This window comes from Sellimonas intestinalis, from assembly GCF_001280875.1.
Lineage (GTDB): Bacteria > Bacillota > Clostridia > Lachnospirales > Lachnospiraceae > Sellimonas > Sellimonas intestinalis.
The window spans coordinates 364912-383878 of the sequence record NZ_LGAJ01000003.1 but is presented as its reverse complement, the minus strand read 5'-3'; the positions used below and the strand labels follow the sequence as shown (position 1 = coordinate 383878).

The window sequence follows — 18967 nt, the reverse complement described above, 5'->3', positions numbered from 1 at the left end:
AATTGTTCCATCCTTGAAAGACTTTCCTATGATATAAAATGCCCCTGCTCTTCCCCATCCAAGGAAAAGCAGGAGCTCGTACATACATTCTTATTCGTCTACACTGTAGTTCGGCGCTTCCTTTGTAATATGAATATCGTGCGGATGACTCTCTTTCAGAGACGCGGCAGAAATCTTGACAAATCTACCGTTTTCTTTGAGCTCTTCGATCGTATGAGTTCCACAGTAACCCATACCAGAGCGAAGGCCGCCCATCAACTGAAATACTGTGTCTTCCACAGTACCTTTATATGCAACACGTCCTTCCACGCCTTCCGGAACAAGCTTCTTCGCGTCCGACTGGAAGTAACGATCCTTGCTGCCGTTTTCCATAGCGGCAATGGATCCCATACCACGATATACCTTGTACTTTCTTCCCTGGAATAACTCGAACGTTCCCGGACTCTCATCGCATCCGGCGAAGATACTTCCCATCATACATACATTTGCTCCGGCAGCAATCGCCTTGGTCATATCTCCCGAATACTTGATGCCTCCGTCGGCGATAATTGGGATACTATATTCCTTTGCCATCTCGTAGCAGTCCATCACAGCGCTTACCTGTGGCACACCGATTCCGGCAACGACACGGGTCGTACAAATGGATCCTGGTCCGATTCCAACCTTGACCGCATCTGCTCCAGCCTCAATCAGTGCCTTTGTCGCCTCTGCTGTAGCGACATTTCCCGCAATCACCTGAAGATCCGGATACTGCTCCTTAATCATACGTACGCAACGCAGTACATTCGCAGAATGTCCATGTGCGGAGTCAAGAACAACAACGTCCACTTTTGCGCGGACAAGTGCCTCCACTCTTTCCAGGCAGTTTGCTGTGATACCGACTGCCGCGCCGCAGAGCAGACGTCCCTGCTCGTCCTTTGCTGAAAGCGGATACTTGATCTGCTTTTCAATATCCTTGATGGTAATCAATCCCTTGAGATTAAAATCCTTATCTACAATCGGGAGTTTCTCCTTTCTGGCCTTGGCAAGAATGTTCTTTGCCTCCTCCAAAGTGATCCCTTCCTGAGCTGTGATCAATCCTTCTGAAGTCATGGATTCTTTGATCTTCTTTGAGAAATCCGTTTCGAATTTCAGATCCCGGTTGGTGATGATCCCCACCAGCTTACCATTCTCGGTAATCGGCACACCGGAAATTCGGAATTTAGCCATCAGATTGTTCGCGTCTTCCAGTGTGTGTTCCGGCGACAGATAAAATGGATCTGTGATGACGCCGTTCTCTGAGCGTTTCACCTTGTCCACCTCTTCTGCCTGAGCCTCAATCGACATATTCTTATGGATGATTCCGATACCACCCTGGCGTGCCATCGCAATCGCCATCCGATGTTCGGTAACTGTATCCATCCCAGCACTCATCATCGGAATATTTAAGCGAATCTTTTTTGTCAAATGTGTAGACAGGTCGACCTGGTTCGGAATCACTTCCGAATAAGCCGGTACCAGTAATACATCGTCAAACGTAATACCTTCTCCAATAATCTTACCCATGACTTCATTTCCTCTCTTTCTCTGACTGTTTTTAGTTTAAAAGATATGATACATAAAAAAAATTGCGATGTCAACTCTTTCTTTTTTCTTACAAGATGACTTTTCTTGGAGCAAGCATCCGGATCCCGTCGAGAATCACCTGCTCCGGCTCAAAGATCACCTTGATTTGCTGTCCATTCTTAGAAATCACCATCACATAGCAACGGGTATTCGGCATATGAGAACTGTAATCCAGCACTTTGCCCCCCTGATAGTGATTCAGCTCTCCTGCTCCTCTTGGCGCAAGTAGTTCCAGATCGTTGACATTCATGGAAAATACACGCTTTCTCTTCTGCTTTCCCATGATCTTATCGATATCCAGATCCCCGTTCACATACAGATACTCGTATTCCAGGTCCAGTCTGCGGAACAAAAACACGTCCAGCACGATCAGAAGGACCGGAAGAATCATTAAAAACGGCATCAACAAAACGAGGAAAAAGGAAAAGACTGTGCAGAAAATCAGCAGAATCTTAATCACAATATCTTTCCCATCCGCTTTCTTTTTCACTAATTGTTCTGTGTAGTAATCGCTCATACACGTTTCCTCCATCTGTTTATTCCTATCCAGTATATCATTTTACGAACAAAAAGAAAACTCCCCTTGCGAGGAGTTTTCTTTTTTTTTAGATTTACATCATTCCCATACCTGGATTTCCTGCCGGTACCGGTGTTTCTTCTTTGATATTCGCAACGACGGATTCGGTTGTCAGAAGAGTAGATGCCACGCTGGTTGCATTCTGTAATGCGCTTCTTGTTACCTTGGCCGGATCAAGAATACCTGCCTCTACCATGTCCACGTACTCTTCTTTGTACGCATCAAATCCGACGCCCGGTTCAGACTCTCTGACTTTGTTGATGATAACAGATCCTTCCAGCCCTGCATTTGCCGCAATTCTGAATAACGGAGCTTCCAGTGCCTTTACGATAATGCGGGCACCTGTCTTTTCATCGCCTTCCAATTCGTTTACAAGGTCTTCCAGAGCTTTGGTTGCATGTACATATGCGGATCCGCCGCCTGCTATGATTCCCTCTTCTACTGCTGCTCTTGTCGCTGCCAATGCGTCTTCCATACGAAGCTTTGCTTCTTTCATTTCTGTTTCTGTCGCTGCTCCGACACGAATTACTGCCACTCCGCCTGCAAGTTTTGCAAGTCTTTCCTGCAGCTTCTCTCTGTCAAAGTCAGATGTCGTTTCCTCAATCTGAGCCTTGATCTGAGCAATCCGTGCATCGATTGCGGATTTTTCTCCCATACCGTCTACGATGGTAGTGTTTTCTTTCTGAACCTTTACGGACTTTGCACGTCCAAGCTGATCCAGTGTCGTCTCTTTCAGATCCAGTCCCAGTTCCTCAGATATCACTTCACCACCTGTCAGGATCGCAATGTCACGCAGCATTTCTTTTCTTCTGTCACCATATCCCGGTGCCTTTACCGCAACGACATTGAACGTACCACGCAGTTTGTTGACAATGAGTGTGGTGAGAGCTTCGCCTTCTACGTCCTCTGCGATAATTAAAAGTCTTGCTCCTGCCTGAACAACCTGCTCCAGAAGTGGAAGGAGTTCCTGAATGTTGGAGATCTTTTTATCTGTGATCAAAATGTACGGATCTTCCAGATTTGCCTCCATCTTATCCATATCTGTTGCCATATATGCGGAAATGTATCCGCGGTCAAACTGCATACCTTCTACCAGGTCAAGCTCTGTCTTCATAGTCTTGGATTCTTCGATGGTGATGACACCGTCGTTAGATACTTTTTCCATTGCGTCGGCAACCATATTTCCAACTTCATCATCACTGGATGATACAGCCGCTACTCTTGCGATCTGTGCTTTATCTTTTACCTTGCTGCTCATCTTTGCGATTTCTTCTACAGCTAGATCTGTCGCCTTTTTCATACCCTTTCTCAGTACGATCGGGTTTGCGCCTGCTGCCAGGTTTCTCATACCTTCGTGAACCATTGCCTGAGCAAGAACGGTTGCCGTTGTCGTTCCATCTCCTGCCACGTCGTTTGTCTTAGATGCAACTTCACGAATAAGCTGTGCGCCCATGTTTTCAAATGCATCTTCCAGCTCGATCTCCTTTGCGATTGTCACACCATCATTTGTAATCAGCGGCGCACCGAATGATTTGTCCAATACAACATTTCTTCCTTTTGGTCCAAGTGTCACTCTGACTGTATCAGCAAGCTTATTCACACCTGTTTCCAGCGCTGTTCTGGCTTCTGCTCCATATTTGATTTCTTTTGCCATTTCTAATCCCTCCATAATGATATTTCAAATTATTTTCTGTCTGATTTAGGCTTCAATCACTGCGAGAATATCGCTCTGTCTTACGATGATATATTCTACATCGTCAAGCTCTACTTCTGTACCTGCATATTTTGAATAAATGACTTTATCTCCTACAGACACTTTCATTTCCACTTCTTTTCCGTCTACCAATCCGCCCGGTCCTACAGCGACAACTTCTGCCTGCTGCGGTTTCTCTTTATTCTGCCCTGGAAGTACAATTCCGGATTTGGTGGTTTCTTCTGCTTCCATCTGTTTTAATACAACTCTGTCACTTAATGGTACTAATTTCATGCTTGTTCCTCCTTCACTTTCTATCACTTATCAGCACTCGTTGTATTGGAGTGCTAAAACGCTCTAGTAATAAAATAGCACTCTCCATTTTATTTGTCAACATCCATTCTTATTCTTTATAATTCGTTTATAATTCTGTCCGTAACAGTCCAGCTATACACAAAGTCACAAAAGCTCAAGCTGTCATGGCCAAACTGCTCTATTCCATCCGGTTATACTTTATAAAAGCCGTTCTGGATCCGAAAGACGATCTGATCTTTCTCCTGGTCGCGGAAACGTTTCAGAATCACACCCTCACATCCAAACCGTCCTTCCTTCACCTCGAAGATACATTCATAGACGGCGTCTAGTGAAATTTCATTTACATCACCCCTGCTTGTGTAAAGTGTCATCTCCTCCGCCTCCTTGTCAAAGGAACGAATTCTTGTCATATATTTTTTTCGATTATATTTTTCCGCCTTTAAAAACACACGCTTCATCTGCAGAACTGCTGCTCCGTCCTCGTACATCTTTTGTTTCTCCTTTCCCAAAAGGGAGCCTCAGAATACTGACGCTCCCTTTCCTTTTGCATATCCTACTGTTCCAATGCCTTTTATTTTTGCTTTTCCTTTTTTATCTTCTCAAGCTCAGTGAACACATAGTCGTTTACGACTTTAATATATGTTCCTTTCATTCCGGAAGACCTGGATTCGATAACACCCGCACTTTCAAACTTCCGCAGTGCGTTTACAATCACAGATCTTGTGATTCCTACCCTATCAGCAATCTTGCTTGCGACCAGAATTCCTTCCATTCCGTCAAGCTCATCAAAAATATGAATGATAGCTTCTAATTCCGAGAAGGACAGGGTACTGATTGCCGACTGGACAATGTGCTCTTTTCTCGTCTCTTCCGCATTTTCTTCATTGACTGAACGGAGCATCTCCAGCCCTACTACCGTCGTCCCGTACTCGCTGAGAATGATATCGTCGATCTCATACTCTTCATCCTGCTTGTAAATAAACAGGGTTCCCAATCTCTCCCCCGCAATTTCGATCGGAGAAATAATCGCCTGATATCCTTTTGCCGTCGCGGCATCAAATCCCAATGTCTGAAGATTGACATTCTCCTTCGTTGATAATACGCTCAGAAGCCGTTCGTTCAGCATAGTATCAATATGTCCGCCCACTTCACCTTCGATCAGCTCTGTCAGCGGACGGATCGCTTCTTGCTTGCTGATTCCCAGAACTTTTCCCTTTTTACTCACTACAAGGATATTTGAATTCAGAATTTCTGTAAGCACTTCACAGATATCGTTGAAAACAACTTTGCTGGAACTATTATTGTGAAGCAATTTGTTTATCTTCCTTGTCTTATCCAATAATTGTACACTCATAATTTTCCTCCATTCAAATTCACGACGTTGTCCCATGTAATTGTACGAACAAATTATAGAATATGCGGATCATATTTTAATATTATCATACAATTCCAGTATTATCAATGAATTTCGGAAATTAATTTTTTTCTTTCTTTTCCACATAACCGCAGGTGCTGTCAGAACAAACCAGCCTGTTCCCCTTTTCTACCATATAGCTGCCGCATTTGGGACATTTCTGGTCGGATGGCTTCTGCCAGGACATAAAATCACACTCCGGATTATCCTCACACCCATAGTAACGTCTTCCCTTTTTCGTCTTGCGGATCACCACGTCTTTACCGCATTTCGGGCAGGATACTCCTGCCTTTTCCAGGTACGGCTTCGTATTGCGACATTCTGGAAAACCCGGACACGCCAAAAACTTTCCGTGGGGGCCGTATTTAATTACCATATTTCTGCCACATTCTTCACAGATGACGTCGGTCACTTCATCCTCGATCTTGACTTCCTCCAGTTCCTTCTCCGCCACTTCCACGGCATCTTCCAGATCCGGATAAAAATTACTGATGACCGATTTCCACTGCACCTTCCCTTCTGCTACCTTATCCAGTAAACCTTCCATGTTTGCCGTGAAGTTCACATCCACAATGCTTGGGAAGGACTGCAGCATCATATGATTGACTACCTCTCCCAATTCTGTCAGATAGAGGTTCTTATTTTCCTTTGCCACATAGCGTCTGGCGATGATGGTGGAGATGGTCGGTGCATACGTACTCGGGCGTCCGATGCCCAGCTCCTCCAACGCCTTTACAAGGGACGCCTCCGTGTAGTGCGCCGGTGGCTGTGTAAAATGCTGCTTGCTGTCAAACTCTTCTTTTGTCAGAACAGAATGTTCATCCAGTCCTTTTAAAAGGACATTATTCTCCGCCTTCTCCTCATCCGGCTGTACATAAACAGAACGGAACCCATCAAAAGCAATCTTGGAAGCCGCTACCGTAAAGCGGTATTCTCCTGCGTCGATCTTGACAGATGTCGTCTCAAATCTGGCCGCCTGCATCTGACTCGCTACAAAACGTTTCCAGATCAACTGATAAAGACGGAACTGATCTCTGGAGAGAGACTCTTTCACCATAGCAGGTGTTCTGGATATATCCGTCGGACGGATCGCCTCATGGGCATCCTGGATCTTCTTTCCACCGTCCTTTTTCTTCTCCGCGTCCGCCACGTATTCCGGGCCATAGGTTCCTGCGATATAATCTCTTGCCGAAGCTTCCGCCTCCTCGGAAATACGCGTGGAATCCGTACGCAGGTAGGTGATGATACCGATAGTGCCCTGCCCCTTGATATCGATCCCTTCATAGAGTTGCTGTGCGATACGCATGGTCTTCTGCGTGGCAAAGTTCAGGACCTTGGACGCCTCCTGCTGCAGAGTACTGGTTGTAAATGGAAGTGGGGACTTCTGAGTCCGCTCCCCTTTTCTTATTTCGGCAACCTGGAATTGGGCATCCTCGAGCGCCTTTCTGATCTTTTCTTCCTCCTCGGCAGAATGAATCACCAGCTTCTCCTGTTTCGTCCCATAAAACTTGGCGCGCAGAGGCTTTTTCTCTCCCTGTACTTTCAGAATCGCATCCAGCGTCCAGTACTCTTCCGGAATAAAGGCGTCGATCTCCGCCTCCCGATCCGCAATGATACGAAGAGCAACAGACTGAACACGACCGGCGCTTAATCCTCGCTTTACTTTCTTCCACAGAAGCGGACTGATCCGGTATCCTACGATCCGGTCAAGAGCTCTTCGCGCCTGCTGCGCGTCCACCAGGTTCATATCAATCTCTCTGGCATTCTTGATGGATTCTTTGACCGCATTTTTCGTGATCTCGTTAAAGCTGATCCGGTACACCTTTTTGCCCTCAAGCTTCAAAGCCATGGTCAGATGCCACGAAATCGCTTCCCCTTCCCGGTCGGGGTCAGTCGCAAGATAAATCTTGTCCGCCTTTTTGACCTCTTTGCGAAGCTGTGCGAGAATATCTCCCTTACCCCGGATCGTAATATATTTCGGCTCAAAATCATGCTCTACATCGATACCAAGCTGACTTTTTGGCAGATCCCGCACATGTCCCTGGGACGCCATTACCACATAATTGCTGCCCAGAAATTTTTTGATTGTCTTCACTTTCGCAGGTGACTCTACGATCACCAGATATCGTGCCATAATTCCTATTCCTCCATCCAACATCCATTTTTATTTCAATCGGATATAATCATTTTTTGAAACTTCCTGGATCCATCCATTCATCTCCAGATTCAGCAGACCCTCCATGATCTCGCCTCTTGTGAGGGAAAGCTCCTCCTCGATCTTTTGGATATTTTTTGGCTCCAAACTCAGAACACTATACAACAATTTTTCAGGACTTTCAAGCATTATTTCATTTTCATTGGATTTCTCACTGAATTTTATGAGTAATTTCTGTAATTTATACGGCAAATCCGAGAGGAATTCTTCCGGGGAAATGAGAATACCTGCTCCCTGCCGAATGAGCTGGTGACATCCCTGGCTTAACGAACTGGTGACAGGTCCTGGAAGGGCGTAGACGTCGATCCCTTGTTCCAAGGCAAAATCCGCCGTAATCAAAGAGCCACTTCTTTTCCTGGCCTCCATCACAAGTACCACATCTGAAAGTGCGCTGATAATCCGATTTCGGGGTGGAAAATTTCCTGCCAGGGGCGGCGTTCCGGGTACATACTCAGACAGCAGCGCCCCCTTTCTCTGGAGTTTCTGATAGAGCATCCGGTTTTCCTTAGGGTAACAGAGATCCACTCCGCATCCAAGGACCGCACAATGTCTGCCTCCCGCCGCAAAAGCACCCTCCAGACCTTTTGCATCGATTCCTCTTGCCATTCCGCTTACGATCTCCATCCCTGCTTTTGCAAGCTCCCTGCCAAACTCATATGCCATCTGCCTGCCATAGGCTGTCGCGTCTCTTGCGCCGACGATGGCCGCTGTCACCTTTGAAAATGAAAAACAGTCCGTCCCTGTACCAAAGAAAGCGTAAGGGGGCTTGGCGATCCCGATCAGCTTTTCCGGGTAATCCAGATCACCCCAGCAGGTAAGACAGATCCCTTGTTTCCTCGCCCGCTCCCAAGCTCTGCACTTATCATCCAGAATCGCCTCTTTTTGCTGGGCTTTCAGAGTTTCCTTCTCCGTTTCCGTCAAAAACCAGCAGGATGTTCGTGCCGTTTCTTCTATATTAAACACTGCCCTGGCTGAATGAAAGATCTCCTTTAATAAACGCTTTTTTGCAGAGGAAAGCCCATGTAAAGACGCAAGCCAATATTCATACTCTTTCTCTGTTTTCATCGTTTCTGATTCCCCCATATCTTCTGATCTACCATGCGGTAGCTGATGGCCTCCGCCAAATGACACCCCCGTATCTGTTCGCTCTCCTCCAGATCCGCAATCGTTCTTGCCACTCTCAATGTCCGGAAGTACGTCCTGGCGGTCAGCCCAAGCATCTCAAACGCACGTTCCATCATCCGCTGTGCTTTTTCTTCCAGACAGCAGAAGCGGCGGATCTCATCCAGATTCATTCCGCTGTTTGTGGCATACATTCTCCCCTGATAGCGTTCCCGCTGGATTTCCCTGGCTTGGATCACTTTTTTTAAGATGCTTTCCGAAGTCACATTTTGATTGTCCGACATCAGTTCCCGGTAGGAGACTTTGGGCGTCTCCACGCAGAGATCCATCCGATCCAGAAACGGCTGGCTCACCTTGCTGAGATACCGGTGGATTTCCCCGGGCGTACAACGACACCGGTCCAGGTCAGGATAGTTGCCGCAAGGACAGGGGTTCATGGCTGCTGCCACCAGCACATTAGCCGGAAAAAGATAAGTGCCTTGCTTTCTCGTAATCCGCACCTGCTTTGTCTCCAGCGGTTCCCGAAGCGCATCCAGTACCGGTCTTTGAAATTCCGAGAGTTCATCCAGAAAGAGGACACCGCCGTTTGCCAGACTGAGCTCTCCAGGCGATGGATATCTGCCGCCGCCAAGCAATGCCGCCTTTGTCACCGTGTGATGGACTTCCCTGCATGGCGGGCGCACAACAAGTGGGGACGTTTCATCGAGAAGCCCCGCCGCACTGTAGATCGTTGTCGTCTCCATACTGGTACGCTCATCCAAATCCGGAAGAATCGTCCCAAGTCTCTGTGCTGCCATCGTCTTCCCGGAACCCGGAGGCCCGATATAGAGAATATTATGCCCGCCGGCTGCCGCTACCTCCGAGGCCCGTTTTAAAACACTCTGTCCTTTTATATCCGCATAGTTCAGTCTGCCTGCCGTTCTTTTCTCTTTCCTAACCGAAACAGAAACCCAATGAGGCTTTTTCCCCTCTTCCAGAAACTCCCATACTTCGGAAAGGGTGGAGACTCCGATCACCTCAATACCGGGGACGAGATGCCCCTCTGCTTCATTTTCCCGTGGAATCACACAGATCTCAAACCCGTGCTTCCTGGCAAAAGAGACGGTAGGAAGGATGCCTTTGACTTTCCGCACTTTAGCGTCCAGACTGAGTTCCCCGATCATCAATACCTTGTTTTGGCACCTGTTCTCGATACTTCCCGATGCCAGTACCAGCGCCGCCGCAATCGGCAGGTCAAAGGATGCTCCTTTCTTGCGGATATCCGCCGGTGAAAGATTGACCACCATCCTCTGTGGCTGGAGGCGTACTTTTGTATGCCGAATCGCCGTCCGCACCCGCTCTCCTGCCTCCTTGACTTCGGAGGACAGATATCCCACCATATGAAAGACAGGCAAACCATTTCCTATGTCTGCCTCCACACAGACTTCTCTTACCTCAAGTCCGTCTATCACTGCTGATTTAACCATTGCAAATCCCATATTCTTTTTCTGATTTTCCCTGGAAATACCGGTGATTTTCCGGTCCGCCAGAACGGCAGATGAATTCAGATCTGATTTTATGGTAGTCTCTCTGTCCCTAAATGTCAATTCTTATTTAGGAAAAGCACAAAAATTCTCGCGTTTTCATAGACTGATAGCAAACATGTTAAGAGGTGCGTATTCCCTTGAAATCATTTCCACAACCCCTCACGGCCGACGAAGAACAATACTATATGCAGAAATACACTGAGGGAGATCTGGAAGCAAAATACATCCTGATTGAACATAATCTGCGCCTTGTAGCACATGTGGTCAAAAAATACCAGCATCTTTCCGAAGATACGGAGGATCTTATCTCTATCGGAACGATCGGCCTGATCAAAGCTGTAATGACCTTTAACCCGGACAAAGGCGTGCGGCTTGCCACTTATGCGGCACGCTGTATCGAAAATGAACTGCTGATGCTGATGCGTTCCCGGAAAAAGCTCTCCGGTGAAGTCTCTCTTTACGAACCTATCGGAACCGATAAAGAGGGAAATGAAATCCGGCTCTTTGATATCATGGAATCGGACGCCAAAGAGGTAGATGAACAAATTTCACTCCAGGATGATATCGGGAAACTCTATCAGAAAGTGGAATCAGAACTGTCAAAGCGGGAACGCCTTGTCCTGAAACTCCGTTACGGGCTTTACAACGAGGAGATCCTGACGCAGCGGGAAATTGCAAAGCAGCTTGGTATTTCCAGATCTTATGTCTCTAGGATTGAGAAAAGCGCCATTGAAAAGCTCCGCACCTTTTTTGACTCCTGAAAAACGAAAAACACGGCGTCTGCTGCCGTGTTTTACATAATCGTTTCTTCTTTTATTCTTCCCTTTTTCTCAGAAGATCGTATCGGGACGCTTCTCTGTCAAGCTTTACCCAGAGAATCTGCCTTGCATGTGGAGCCGAATCCTGCGCCTGCCGCTCACTGTCATAGATTGCAAGAACCTTTGTCGTCACATCCGTCCCATCCGGTTTCATAATCTCGATTTCCTCACCTACTGAAAATTTATTTTTTTGCTCCAGACGAATCAGGTCATCTTTTGTTTCCTCCACAATACCAAGGTAGGTGTAATTCTTCAGGTACGTATTATTGTCGTAAATCTGAGTTTCCTCGCTTGGCTTTCCAAAAAAGAATCCGGTAGTAAATTTCCGGTATGTGCAGTTTGCAATCTGCTCTTTGTACCATTCCATATGCCCCCCATAACATTCCGGGCTCTCCTTATAATCGTCGATGGCTTTCCGGTACGTTCTTGCTACCGTAGCCACATAAAGGGCCGTCTTCATCCTTCCTTCGATTTTGAAACTGTCAATCCCAGATTCCATCAGTTCCGGAATATGTTCAATCATACAGAGATCTTTAGAGTTGAAGATATAAGTTCCCCGCTCATTTTCAAAGACCGGCATATACTCTCCCGGCCTTGTCTCCTCGACGATAGAATATTTCCATCGACACGGGTGAGTACATGCTCCTTGATTGGCGTCCCGGCCGGTCAGGTAATTGCTCAGAAGACATCTGCCCGAATAAGAAATACACATCGCTCCATGGATAAAAGTCTCGATCTCCATATCCTTCGGAATCTGTCTTCTGATCTCCCGAATCTCTGCCAGGGAAAGCTCCCTTGCCGTCACAACACGCTCCGCTCCCTGGCGGTACCAGAACAGGTATGTTCCATAATTCGTGTTGTTTGCCTGAGTACTGATATGGCGCGGAATCTCCGGGCAGACTTCTTTTGCAATGTCAAAGACACCCGGATCCGCGATAATCAGCGCGTCCGGACCAATTTCCTTTAACTCCTGAAAATACTCCCGCACCCCATTCAAATCCGTATTATGTGCAAGAATATTCGCAGTCACATAGACCTTTACCTGGCGCTCATGGGCGAAAGCAATCCCTTCTTTCATCTCCTCCATGGAAAAATTCTTCGCTTTCGCCCGAAGGCCGAAAGCTTCTCCACCAATATAAACGGCGTCTGCTCCGAAAATCACTGCGGTCTTTAACACTTCCAGACTGCTGGCCGGTACTAATAATTCCGGATAGCGCATCTTATTCACTCCTTCTTGATACTGACAGACGCCCCGTCCCCGATCGGTACGACGGCTGTCTCCAGTCGTTTGTCATGTTTGATCAGATAGAGATACTCTCTCATTCGACTGTGAATGGTTCGATCACGGCGTTCCACGGCAAACCGTGACTCCATGATCCCTCCCTCCTGCAGTACATTATCCGAGATCAGCATCCCGCCTTTTTTCAAAAGACGTATCACCTCTGTAAAATAGGAAAGATACTGAGCCTTTGCCGCATCGACAAAAATAGCGTCGTAAGGCCCGGACAGCTTTCGCATCCACTCCATGGCGTCCCCTTCTAATAGGTGAATCCGCCCTTCCTTCCCGGCACAGCGGATATTTTCCTTTGCCTTTTGAATTCGTTTCTCATAATTTTCAATCGTATCGATGATACAGTCTTCTTCTGTATATTCACTCATCAGAATCGCGGAAAACGCAACAGCGGTTCCGATCTCCAGAATCCGCTTTGGCCTTTTCAAAAGCAGAAGCACTTTTAAAAAGCTCTGCATTTCCTTTCTGATAATCGGAACCCGCTCTTTTAGTGCTTCCTGCTCAATCGTCTCCAGTATATCACTGTTTCGCGTTTCCAGTGAATGAATATAATCGACGATCCTCTCATCCACTATCATCGTTCATTTCCTCTTTATACATTCACATCCATAATGATCGGAAGGATCATCGGTCTTCTCTTCGTCCGTTTCCAGATGAACTCATTCATCGTATCCCGGATCACCAGCTTGATCTTGCTCCAGTCCGCGTTTCTGCTGTTTAAGCAGCCCTCAAGAGCTACGTTTAAGACTTCCTTTGCTTCTTCCATCAGTCCCTCGGACTCCCGCACATAGACAAATCCTCTTGATACAATGTCCGGTCCTGCAAGAAGATGGTTCGTACCCTTGGCAAGAGTCAGCACAACGATCAGGATGCCATCCTCCGCCAGATGCTGACGGTCTCTGAGAACGATATTCCCAACGTCTCCCACTCCCAGTCCGTCTACCAGGATCGCTCCGGTCTGCACATGACCGGCTACTCTTGCACCCTTGTCATCAAGTTCCAGCACATCTCCTGCCTGAAGAATGAAAATATTTTCTTTCGGAATTCCAAGCTGCTCCGCAATGCCCGCGTTTGCTTTCATATGGCGGTACTCTCCGTGTACCGGAATCGCATATTTCGGCTTCACGAGGGAATAAATCAACTTTAATTCCTCTTGGCAGGCATGTCCGGATACATGGGCATCCTGGAAAATGACATTCGCCCCTTTGGCAGAAAGCTCATTGATGACCTTGGATACAGACTTTTCATTGCCCGGAATCGGGTTGGAACTGAAAATAACGGTGTCTCCCGGCATAATGGTCACTTTCTTATGGATATCCGCCGCCATCCGGGAAAGAGCCGCCATGGACTCACCTTGGCTTCCGGTCGTAATCAATACCGTCTTCTCTGGCGGATAGTTCTTCAGTTTGTCGATCTCGATAAGCGTGTTCTTCGGAATATCCAGGTAGCCAAGCTCCGCCGCGGTGGAGATGATATTGACCATGCTCCGTCCTTCCACGACTACCTTTCTGCCGTACTTATAGGCAGAATTGATAATCTGTTGCACCCGATCCACATTAGACGCAAAGGTGGCTATGATAATTCTCGTATTGCTGTGCTCCGCAAACAGGTGGTCAAAGGTTCGTCCCACCGTACGCTCCGACTGGGTAAACCCTGCACGCTCCGCATTCGTACTGTCAGACATCAGGGCAAGCACACCTTTCTTTCCGATCTCCGCAAACCGCTGCAGATCGATAGCATCCCCGAACACCGGAGTATAATCCACCTTAAAGTCTCCTGTGTGTACGACGATTCCCGCCGGGGAATAGATCGCAAGGGCCGATGCGTCCTGAATACTATGGTTTGTTTTAATAAACTCAATGCGGAATTTTCCAAGATTAATAGACTGTCCGTGCCGTACGACTTTGCGCTTCGTACTTCTCATCAGATTGTGTTCTCTTAACTTATTTTCGATAATGCCCATCGTAAGTTTTGTCGTATAAATGGGAAGATTCATCTCTTTCAAGATATACGGCAGCGCTCCGATATGGTCCTCGTGTCCGTGGGTGATGACAAACCCTTTCACTTTTGAGATATGATCCCGTAAATAGGTGACATCCGGTATGACAAGATCAATCCCGAGCATGTCGTCCTCCGGGAAAGCCAAACCGCAGTCCACCACAATAATACTGTCTTCGTATTCAAAGGCAGTAATGTTCATTCCGATCTGCTCCAGTCCGCCTATCGGAATAATACGCAATTTTGAATTGTTCGTTCTTTTCAACTTTACACCTCCATTATTTTTTCGTCCGCTCATTCTCTGACTGGTATTTAAGATCCGCAAAAGCTTACAGCTCGATCCCTACATCTTCCAGAAGCTCTTCAAACACCTTCGATACGGCCTGAAGTTCCACTTCGTCCTCTACGATCTCATACAGGGCGTCTTCCCCTTCGCTTTTACTCTTCTCTTTTAAAATCAGACACTCGGCATCTCCTTCTTCTCTGTCTGTCACAAGAATATAGGAAAACCCTCTGATTTTCGTCTGCTCCAACACATAGAATGATGCCGGCTTATCCGAACCTTCCGGCATAAACATAATTTTTTCCATTCTAAACTCCTCTCATACCAACGGAATCCAGATATCCCTGCAGTATGAATACTGCCGCAATTTTATCTATATAGCGTTTCCTCTCTTCCCGGCGCACACCACTCTCCATCAGCACTCTCTCGGCAGACACTGTCGTAAGTCTCTCGTCCCACAGATCCACTTCAAGGCCCGTCCTTCTCTCCAGCATCTCTTTAAAAGAGAGCGTCTTTTGGGCACGCTCGCCGACGTCATTATTCATATGCTTCGGGAATCCAAGGACAATTTTTTCCACCTCAAATTTGCCGGCAAGAGTCTCGATCCTCGCCAGTGTCTTCCTCAGCTTATTTTCCTGCGTCCGTGTAATCGTCTCGACTCCCTGAGCAGTCAGACCTAAGGGATCGCTGATCGCGACTCCTACGGTCTTTGCTCCAAAGTCCAGTCCCATAACCCTCATACTTACTCCCAGCCGTTATGCTCAATATATGCCTTGAGCATCTCTTCGACCAGCTCATCTCTTTCCATCTTCATCACAAGACTTCTTGCACCATTATGGCTCGTGATATATGTCGGATCTCCGGACATGATATATCCGACCATCTGATTTACCGGATTGTATCCTTTCTCACGCAGCGCCTTATAAACGATCTCAAGAATATCTCTTGCCTGAATCTGCGGGCCCTGGCCCACCTGGAAAAATTGTGTGTTTGATAAATCTTTCATCGTTGCGACCTCCAATACTACTACTCTATTCTAATATAATCCCACCTAAAATTCAATCCAAAATTTGTAACTCAACCATTATTCAGCCATACGGCCGAAAAACAATAAGGTCTGAAGCAAATTTGCTTGCTGAACCGTTACTCATTCCCCATGGTGAGTTCTACGATCTGATTTTCCCGTGTACCATCGGCCGTTACCTCAACTTTGACGTATTCTTTTGTAAAGCCTGTCCGGTAAAGAATTCCCTCCCTTTCAACGGTCTCTTCCAACAAAACTTCTACCTTTCTTCCGATCATACCGTCTTCAAATTCTTTCTTCTTCCGCTGGCAGAGATCCAGCAGGATCTGACTTCTTTTAGCCTTCTCCTGATCCGGCACCTGATGCGGCATCTGGGCCGCTTTCGTCCCGTTTCTCCTGGAATATTTAAAGACATGTGTCTCATAAAAGCCCACTTTTTCTATAAATGCCCGGGTGGTCTCAAATTCTTCATCTGTTTCCCCCGGAAATCCGACAATCACGTCTGTTGTAATAGCCGGATATGCAAAATACTTTCTTAGCATCTGACACTTTTCAAAGTACTCTCCGCTTGTATAATGGCGGTTCATCCTCCTCAGAGTAGTGTCGCATCCGCTCTGCATGGAGAGGTGAAAATGCGGACAGACCTTCGGAAGCTCAGACAGTGATTTTGCAAAGTTCTCTGTGATGATACGCGGTTCAATGGAGCTTAAACGGATTCGCCGGATCCCGTCCACTTTATGGATCTGTCGGATCAGATAGAGCAAGTCCCATTTCTCTCCCTCCATGCCAACCCACGTCTCCAGATTCATCTTCGGGTTTACAAAGTCCATTCCGTAGGAACTTGCGTGGATCCCGGTCAGAACCACCTCCTGATAGCCGGCCTTAGCAAGCCGTTCTACCTCTTTTACGATCTCCTCCGGCTTGCGGCTACGGATTCTTCCCCGTACATACGGGATAATACAATAGGTACAGAACTGGTTGCACCCATCCTGGATTTTGATGTAGGCTCTTGTATGATCCCCGGCAGAATCCACATAGAGCTCTTCAAACTCTCCGGTGTGATTGATATCAATCACAGCTTTTACATCCTCATGCTGTTCATAGTCATGGAGCAGTGCGATGAGATTCTTCTTCTGGTTGTTGCCGATCAGGATATCAATTCCTTCGATCTTTGTCCCCGCCTCCTCCTGGGCCTGGACATAGCATCCCGCCGCTACAATCACGGCGTCCGGATTGAGTTTTCTGGCCCTGTGAAGCATCTGCCTGGATTTTCTGTCTGCAATATTCGTTACGGTACACGTATTGATCACATACACGTCCGCTTTTTCATGGAATGAGACGATTTCATACCCGTCCTCCTCCAAAAGCTTCTGCATGGCTTCTGTCTCATATCCGTTGACCTTACATCCGAGATTATGCAGCGCTGCTTTTTTCATTTTTTTCCTCCGTCCTTTTCTAAGTTTTATAAAATATGACGAAATTTCTTCCCATTCTTTGGCAAGTTGTTTCTTGACTTTTTAATTGTACTATCATAAGATATTCATATAAACAAAGAGAGAGGAGTGTGTTTCCAATGAAAACAGTCAAGATTTCATTAAACTCGATTGACAAAGTAAAATCATTCGTAAACGACATTACAAAATTCGATTATGATTTCGATTTAGTATCCGGCAGATACGTGATCGATGCAAAATCCATCATGGGTATCTTCAGTCTGGATTTATCTAAACCGATTGATTTAAACATTCACGCTGACGCAGGCGCTGATGAAGTTTTAGAAGTTTTAAAACCTTATCTTGTTTAGATGAAATCGAATCCCCCACGGAGAACGCGGGGGATTTTTTCATAGGAAACTACATTACCTAAGGTTCCCCTCTTCTATCCTTCGACCTCGATAATTTCTGTCGTCTCAAGCGCCGCTTCCACAAGGTGGTCGATATCTTCCGAAAGGTGGTCGATATCTTCCGAAAGGCGCTGTTCGGAACGCTGAATCACATCCAGTTTCGGCTTTGTCACCGGATGTTTGGCAACAAAGATCGTACAACAGTCCTCATACGGAAGAATCGATGTCTCAAACGTATCAATCTTTTCCGAAATCTCCACAATCTCCTGTTTATCAAATCCGATCAGCGGACGATACACCGGAAGGGTGCAGACCTCGTTTGTCACAAGGAGACTCTGCATCGTCTGGCTTGCAACCTGTCCGATACTCTCTCCTGTAATCAGTCCGAGGCACCCGCACTTTTTCGCAAGCGTCTCCGCAATCCGCATCATATATCTCCGCATGATGATCGTCAATTCATCGTGCGGACATTTGTCATAAATAGAAAGCTGGATATCTGTAAAGTTCACCACATGAAGCCGGATCGGCCCGGTATACGCAGCCACCTTTTTTGCCAGATCCACGACCTTTTGCTTAGCACGCTCGCTCGTATACGGCGGCGCATGAAAATAAACCGCATCCAGCCCGACGCCACGTTTTGCTACCATATACCCTGCGACCGGACTGTCAATTCCGCCGGAAAGAAGCAGCATAGCTGTTCCGTTCGTACCAATCGGCATTCCTCCCGGTCCCGGAATAATGTGGGAATAGATGTATACCTCTTCCCGTACTTCGACATTCAAAAGGACATCCGGATGATGTACGTCTACCCGCATCTCCGGAAATGCGTCAAGGATTGCTTCTCCCAGATCACAGTTCATCTCCATGGAGTTGACAGGGTAGGTCTTCTTTGCACGCCGCGATTCTACCTTAAAGGTCAGGTTCTTATCCGGATACGCTTTCTCTACATAAGCGACAATGTCCTTTTTCAGCTCCTCAAATTCCTTCACCTCTGTCCGTACGACCGGGCAGATGCCGACAATGCCAAACACTTTTTTCAGTGCCTCCACCGTCTCCTCATAGTCATAATATCCATCACAGTCTACGTAGATGCGTCCCTGACATTTGTGGACACGAAACGTACCTTCCGCACTCCGGAGAGCAAAACGGATCTGACGCACCAGTGCGTCTTCAAACATGTATCGGTTTTTTCCTTTGATCGCAATCTCCCCGTACTTTATCAAAAAAGTCTGATATGTCATTC

General features: G+C 46.8%; 19 protein-coding genes. 2 read left to right on the top strand and 17 right to left on the bottom strand.

All coding sequences use genetic code 11. The features are described 5' to 3' along the window. Positions 1 to 90: 90 nt before the first annotated feature. From guaB to AOA56_RS02705, 9 genes are all read right to left on the bottom strand, one after another. Positions 91 to 1545, bottom strand: coding sequence for an IMP dehydrogenase (gene guaB / locus AOA56_RS02745; protein ID WP_024732749.1), 1455 nt, complete (start codon positions 1543 to 1545; stop codon positions 91 to 93). An 88-nt stretch (positions 1546 to 1633) separates the two neighbouring features. Further along, the gene (locus AOA56_RS02740; RefSeq protein WP_024732750.1) at positions 1634 to 2122 is read right to left on the bottom strand and encodes a DUF6106 family protein; all 489 of its coding nucleotides are present in this window, start codon (positions 2120 to 2122) and stop codon (positions 1634 to 1636) included. 94 nt (positions 2123 to 2216) lie between these two features. Then, positions 2217 to 3836: a chaperonin GroEL gene (gene groL / locus AOA56_RS02735; RefSeq protein ID WP_024732751.1), complete on the bottom strand. Its 1620-nt coding sequence runs from the start codon at positions 3834 to 3836 to the stop codon at positions 2217 to 2219. Positions 3837 to 3881: 45 nt separating this feature from the next. Beyond that, on the bottom strand, positions 3882 to 4169 hold the full coding sequence (locus AOA56_RS02730) for a co-chaperone GroES (protein ID WP_024732752.1): 288 nt from the start codon (positions 4167 to 4169) through the stop codon (positions 3882 to 3884). 212 nt (positions 4170 to 4381) lie between these two features. Further along, positions 4382 to 4678 carry a hypothetical protein gene (locus AOA56_RS02725; protein WP_024732753.1) on the bottom strand — a complete coding sequence of 99 codons (297 nt, stop codon included), beginning with the start codon at positions 4676 to 4678 and terminating at the stop codon, positions 4382 to 4384. Between the two features lie 83 nt (positions 4679 to 4761). After that, complete coding sequence (gene codY / locus AOA56_RS02720) at positions 4762 to 5544, bottom strand: GTP-sensing pleiotropic transcriptional regulator CodY (protein ID WP_024732754.1); 783 nt, start codon at positions 5542 to 5544, stop codon at positions 4762 to 4764. A gap of 121 nt (positions 5545 to 5665) precedes the next feature. After that, positions 5666 to 7738, bottom strand: a complete 2073-nt coding sequence (topA, locus tag AOA56_RS02715; protein ID WP_024732755.1) for a type I DNA topoisomerase — start codon at positions 7736 to 7738, stop codon at positions 5666 to 5668. A gap of 30 nt (positions 7739 to 7768) precedes the next feature. Beyond that, positions 7769 to 8884, bottom strand: coding sequence for a DNA-processing protein DprA (gene dprA / locus AOA56_RS02710; protein ID WP_053769089.1), 1116 nt, complete (start codon positions 8882 to 8884; stop codon positions 7769 to 7771). Then, complete coding sequence (locus AOA56_RS02705; protein WP_053769088.1) at positions 8881 to 10419, bottom strand: YifB family Mg chelatase-like AAA ATPase; 1539 nt, start codon at positions 10417 to 10419, stop codon at positions 8881 to 8883. Before AOA56_RS02705 ends, dprA begins: the two co-directional genes overlap by 4 nt. Before the next feature lie 185 nt (positions 10420 to 10604). Here AOA56_RS02705 and sigK point away from each other — a divergent pair, with 185 nt between their 5' ends. After that, positions 10605 to 11228: an RNA polymerase sporulation sigma factor SigK gene (gene sigK / locus AOA56_RS02700; protein ID WP_024732758.1), complete on the top strand. Its 624-nt coding sequence runs from the start codon at positions 10605 to 10607 to the stop codon at positions 11226 to 11228. Between the two features lie 52 nt (positions 11229 to 11280). Here the strand turns inward: sigK and AOA56_RS02695 are convergent, their stop codons facing one another. The 7 genes from AOA56_RS02695 to mtaB all read right to left on the bottom strand — a co-directional run bounded on the left by AOA56_RS02695 (position 11281) and on the right by mtaB (position 17317). Further along, positions 11281 to 12504, bottom strand: coding sequence for a peptidase U32 family protein (locus AOA56_RS02695; RefSeq protein WP_024732759.1), 1224 nt, complete (start codon positions 12502 to 12504; stop codon positions 11281 to 11283). Between the two features lie 5 nt (positions 12505 to 12509). Next, on the bottom strand, positions 12510 to 13154 hold the full coding sequence (locus AOA56_RS02690) for an O-methyltransferase (protein WP_053768891.1): 645 nt from the start codon (positions 13152 to 13154) through the stop codon (positions 12510 to 12512). Between the two features lie 14 nt (positions 13155 to 13168). Further along, positions 13169 to 14839: a ribonuclease J gene (locus AOA56_RS02685; protein ID WP_053768890.1), complete on the bottom strand. Its 1671-nt coding sequence runs from the start codon at positions 14837 to 14839 to the stop codon at positions 13169 to 13171. 64 nt (positions 14840 to 14903) lie between these two features. Then, positions 14904 to 15164: a DUF1292 domain-containing protein gene (locus tag AOA56_RS02680; RefSeq protein WP_024732761.1), complete on the bottom strand. Its 261-nt coding sequence runs from the start codon at positions 15162 to 15164 to the stop codon at positions 14904 to 14906. Between the two features lies 1 nt (position 15165). Further along, entirely contained in the window at positions 15166 to 15597 is a 432-nt protein-coding gene (ruvX, locus tag AOA56_RS02675) for a Holliday junction resolvase RuvX (RefSeq protein WP_024732762.1), read from the bottom strand. Between the two features lie 2 nt (positions 15598 to 15599). Beyond that, on the bottom strand, positions 15600 to 15863 hold the full coding sequence (locus AOA56_RS02670) for an IreB family regulatory phosphoprotein (protein WP_024732763.1): 264 nt from the start codon (positions 15861 to 15863) through the stop codon (positions 15600 to 15602). 137 nt (positions 15864 to 16000) lie between these two features. Beyond that, positions 16001 to 17317, bottom strand: coding sequence for a tRNA (N(6)-L-threonylcarbamoyladenosine(37)-C(2))-methylthiotransferase MtaB (gene mtaB, locus AOA56_RS02665; protein ID WP_053768889.1), 1317 nt, complete (start codon positions 17315 to 17317; stop codon positions 16001 to 16003). A gap of 137 nt (positions 17318 to 17454) precedes the next feature. On the opposite strand from mtaB, the gene AOA56_RS02660 reads away from it, so the two are divergent. Beyond that, entirely contained in the window at positions 17455 to 17685 is a 231-nt protein-coding gene (locus AOA56_RS02660; RefSeq protein ID WP_024732764.1) for an HPr family phosphocarrier protein, read from the top strand. 74 nt (positions 17686 to 17759) lie between these two features. Here the strand turns inward: AOA56_RS02660 and thiI are convergent, their stop codons facing one another. Continuing rightward, positions 17760 to 18965 carry a tRNA uracil 4-sulfurtransferase ThiI gene (thiI, locus tag AOA56_RS02655; RefSeq protein WP_053768888.1) on the bottom strand — a complete coding sequence of 402 codons (1206 nt, stop codon included), beginning with the start codon at positions 18963 to 18965 and terminating at the stop codon, positions 17760 to 17762. Positions 18966 to 18967 lie beyond the last annotated feature (2 nt).

Excerpts from the sequence above, each read along its gene's own strand:
- topA (WP_024732755.1), bottom strand. The coding sequence starts at position 7,738 with ATGGCACGATATCTGGTGATCGTAGAGTCACCTGCGAAAGTGAAGACA.
- AOA56_RS02680 (WP_024732761.1), bottom strand. The coding sequence starts at position 15,164 with ATGGAAAAAATTATGTTTATGCCGGAAGGTTCGGATAAGCCGGCATCA.
- AOA56_RS02705 (WP_053769088.1), bottom strand. The coding sequence starts at position 10,419 with ATGGGATTTGCAATGGTTAAATCAGCAGTGATAGACGGACTTGAGGTA.
- AOA56_RS02690 (WP_053768891.1), bottom strand. The coding sequence starts at position 13,154 with ATGATAGTGGATGAGAGGATCGTCGATTATATTCATTCACTGGAAACG.
- AOA56_RS02670 (WP_024732763.1), bottom strand. The coding sequence starts at position 15,863 with ATGAAAGATTTATCAAACACACAATTTTTCCAGGTGGGCCAGGGCCCG.
- dprA (WP_053769089.1), bottom strand. The coding sequence starts at position 8,884 with ATGAAAACAGAGAAAGAGTATGAATATTGGCTTGCGTCTTTACATGGG.
- AOA56_RS02695 (WP_024732759.1), bottom strand. The coding sequence starts at position 12,504 with ATGCGCTATCCGGAATTATTAGTACCGGCCAGCAGTCTGGAAGTGTTA.
- AOA56_RS02730 (WP_024732752.1), bottom strand. The coding sequence starts at position 4,169 with ATGAAATTAGTACCATTAAGTGACAGAGTTGTATTAAAACAGATGGAA.
- codY (WP_024732754.1), bottom strand. The coding sequence starts at position 5,544 with ATGAGTGTACAATTATTGGATAAGACAAGGAAGATAAACAAATTGCTT.
- ruvX (WP_024732762.1), bottom strand. The coding sequence starts at position 15,597 with ATGAGGGTTATGGGACTGGACTTTGGAGCAAAGACCGTAGGAGTCGCG.
- guaB (WP_024732749.1), bottom strand. The coding sequence starts at position 1,545 with ATGGGTAAGATTATTGGAGAAGGTATTACGTTTGACGATGTATTACTG.
- mtaB (WP_053768889.1), bottom strand. The coding sequence starts at position 17,317 with ATGAAAAAAGCAGCGCTGCATAATCTCGGATGTAAGGTCAACGGATAT.
- thiI (WP_053768888.1), bottom strand. The coding sequence starts at position 18,965 with ATGACATATCAGACTTTTTTGATAAAGTACGGGGAGATTGCGATCAAA.
- groL (WP_024732751.1), bottom strand. The coding sequence starts at position 3,836 with ATGGCAAAAGAAATCAAATATGGAGCAGAAGCCAGAACAGCGCTGGAA.
- AOA56_RS02725 (WP_024732753.1), bottom strand. The coding sequence starts at position 4,678 with ATGTACGAGGACGGAGCAGCAGTTCTGCAGATGAAGCGTGTGTTTTTA.
- AOA56_RS02660 (WP_024732764.1), top strand. The coding sequence starts at position 17,455 with ATGAAAACAGTCAAGATTTCATTAAACTCGATTGACAAAGTAAAATCA.
- AOA56_RS02740 (WP_024732750.1), bottom strand. The coding sequence starts at position 2,122 with ATGAGCGATTACTACACAGAACAATTAGTGAAAAAGAAAGCGGATGGG.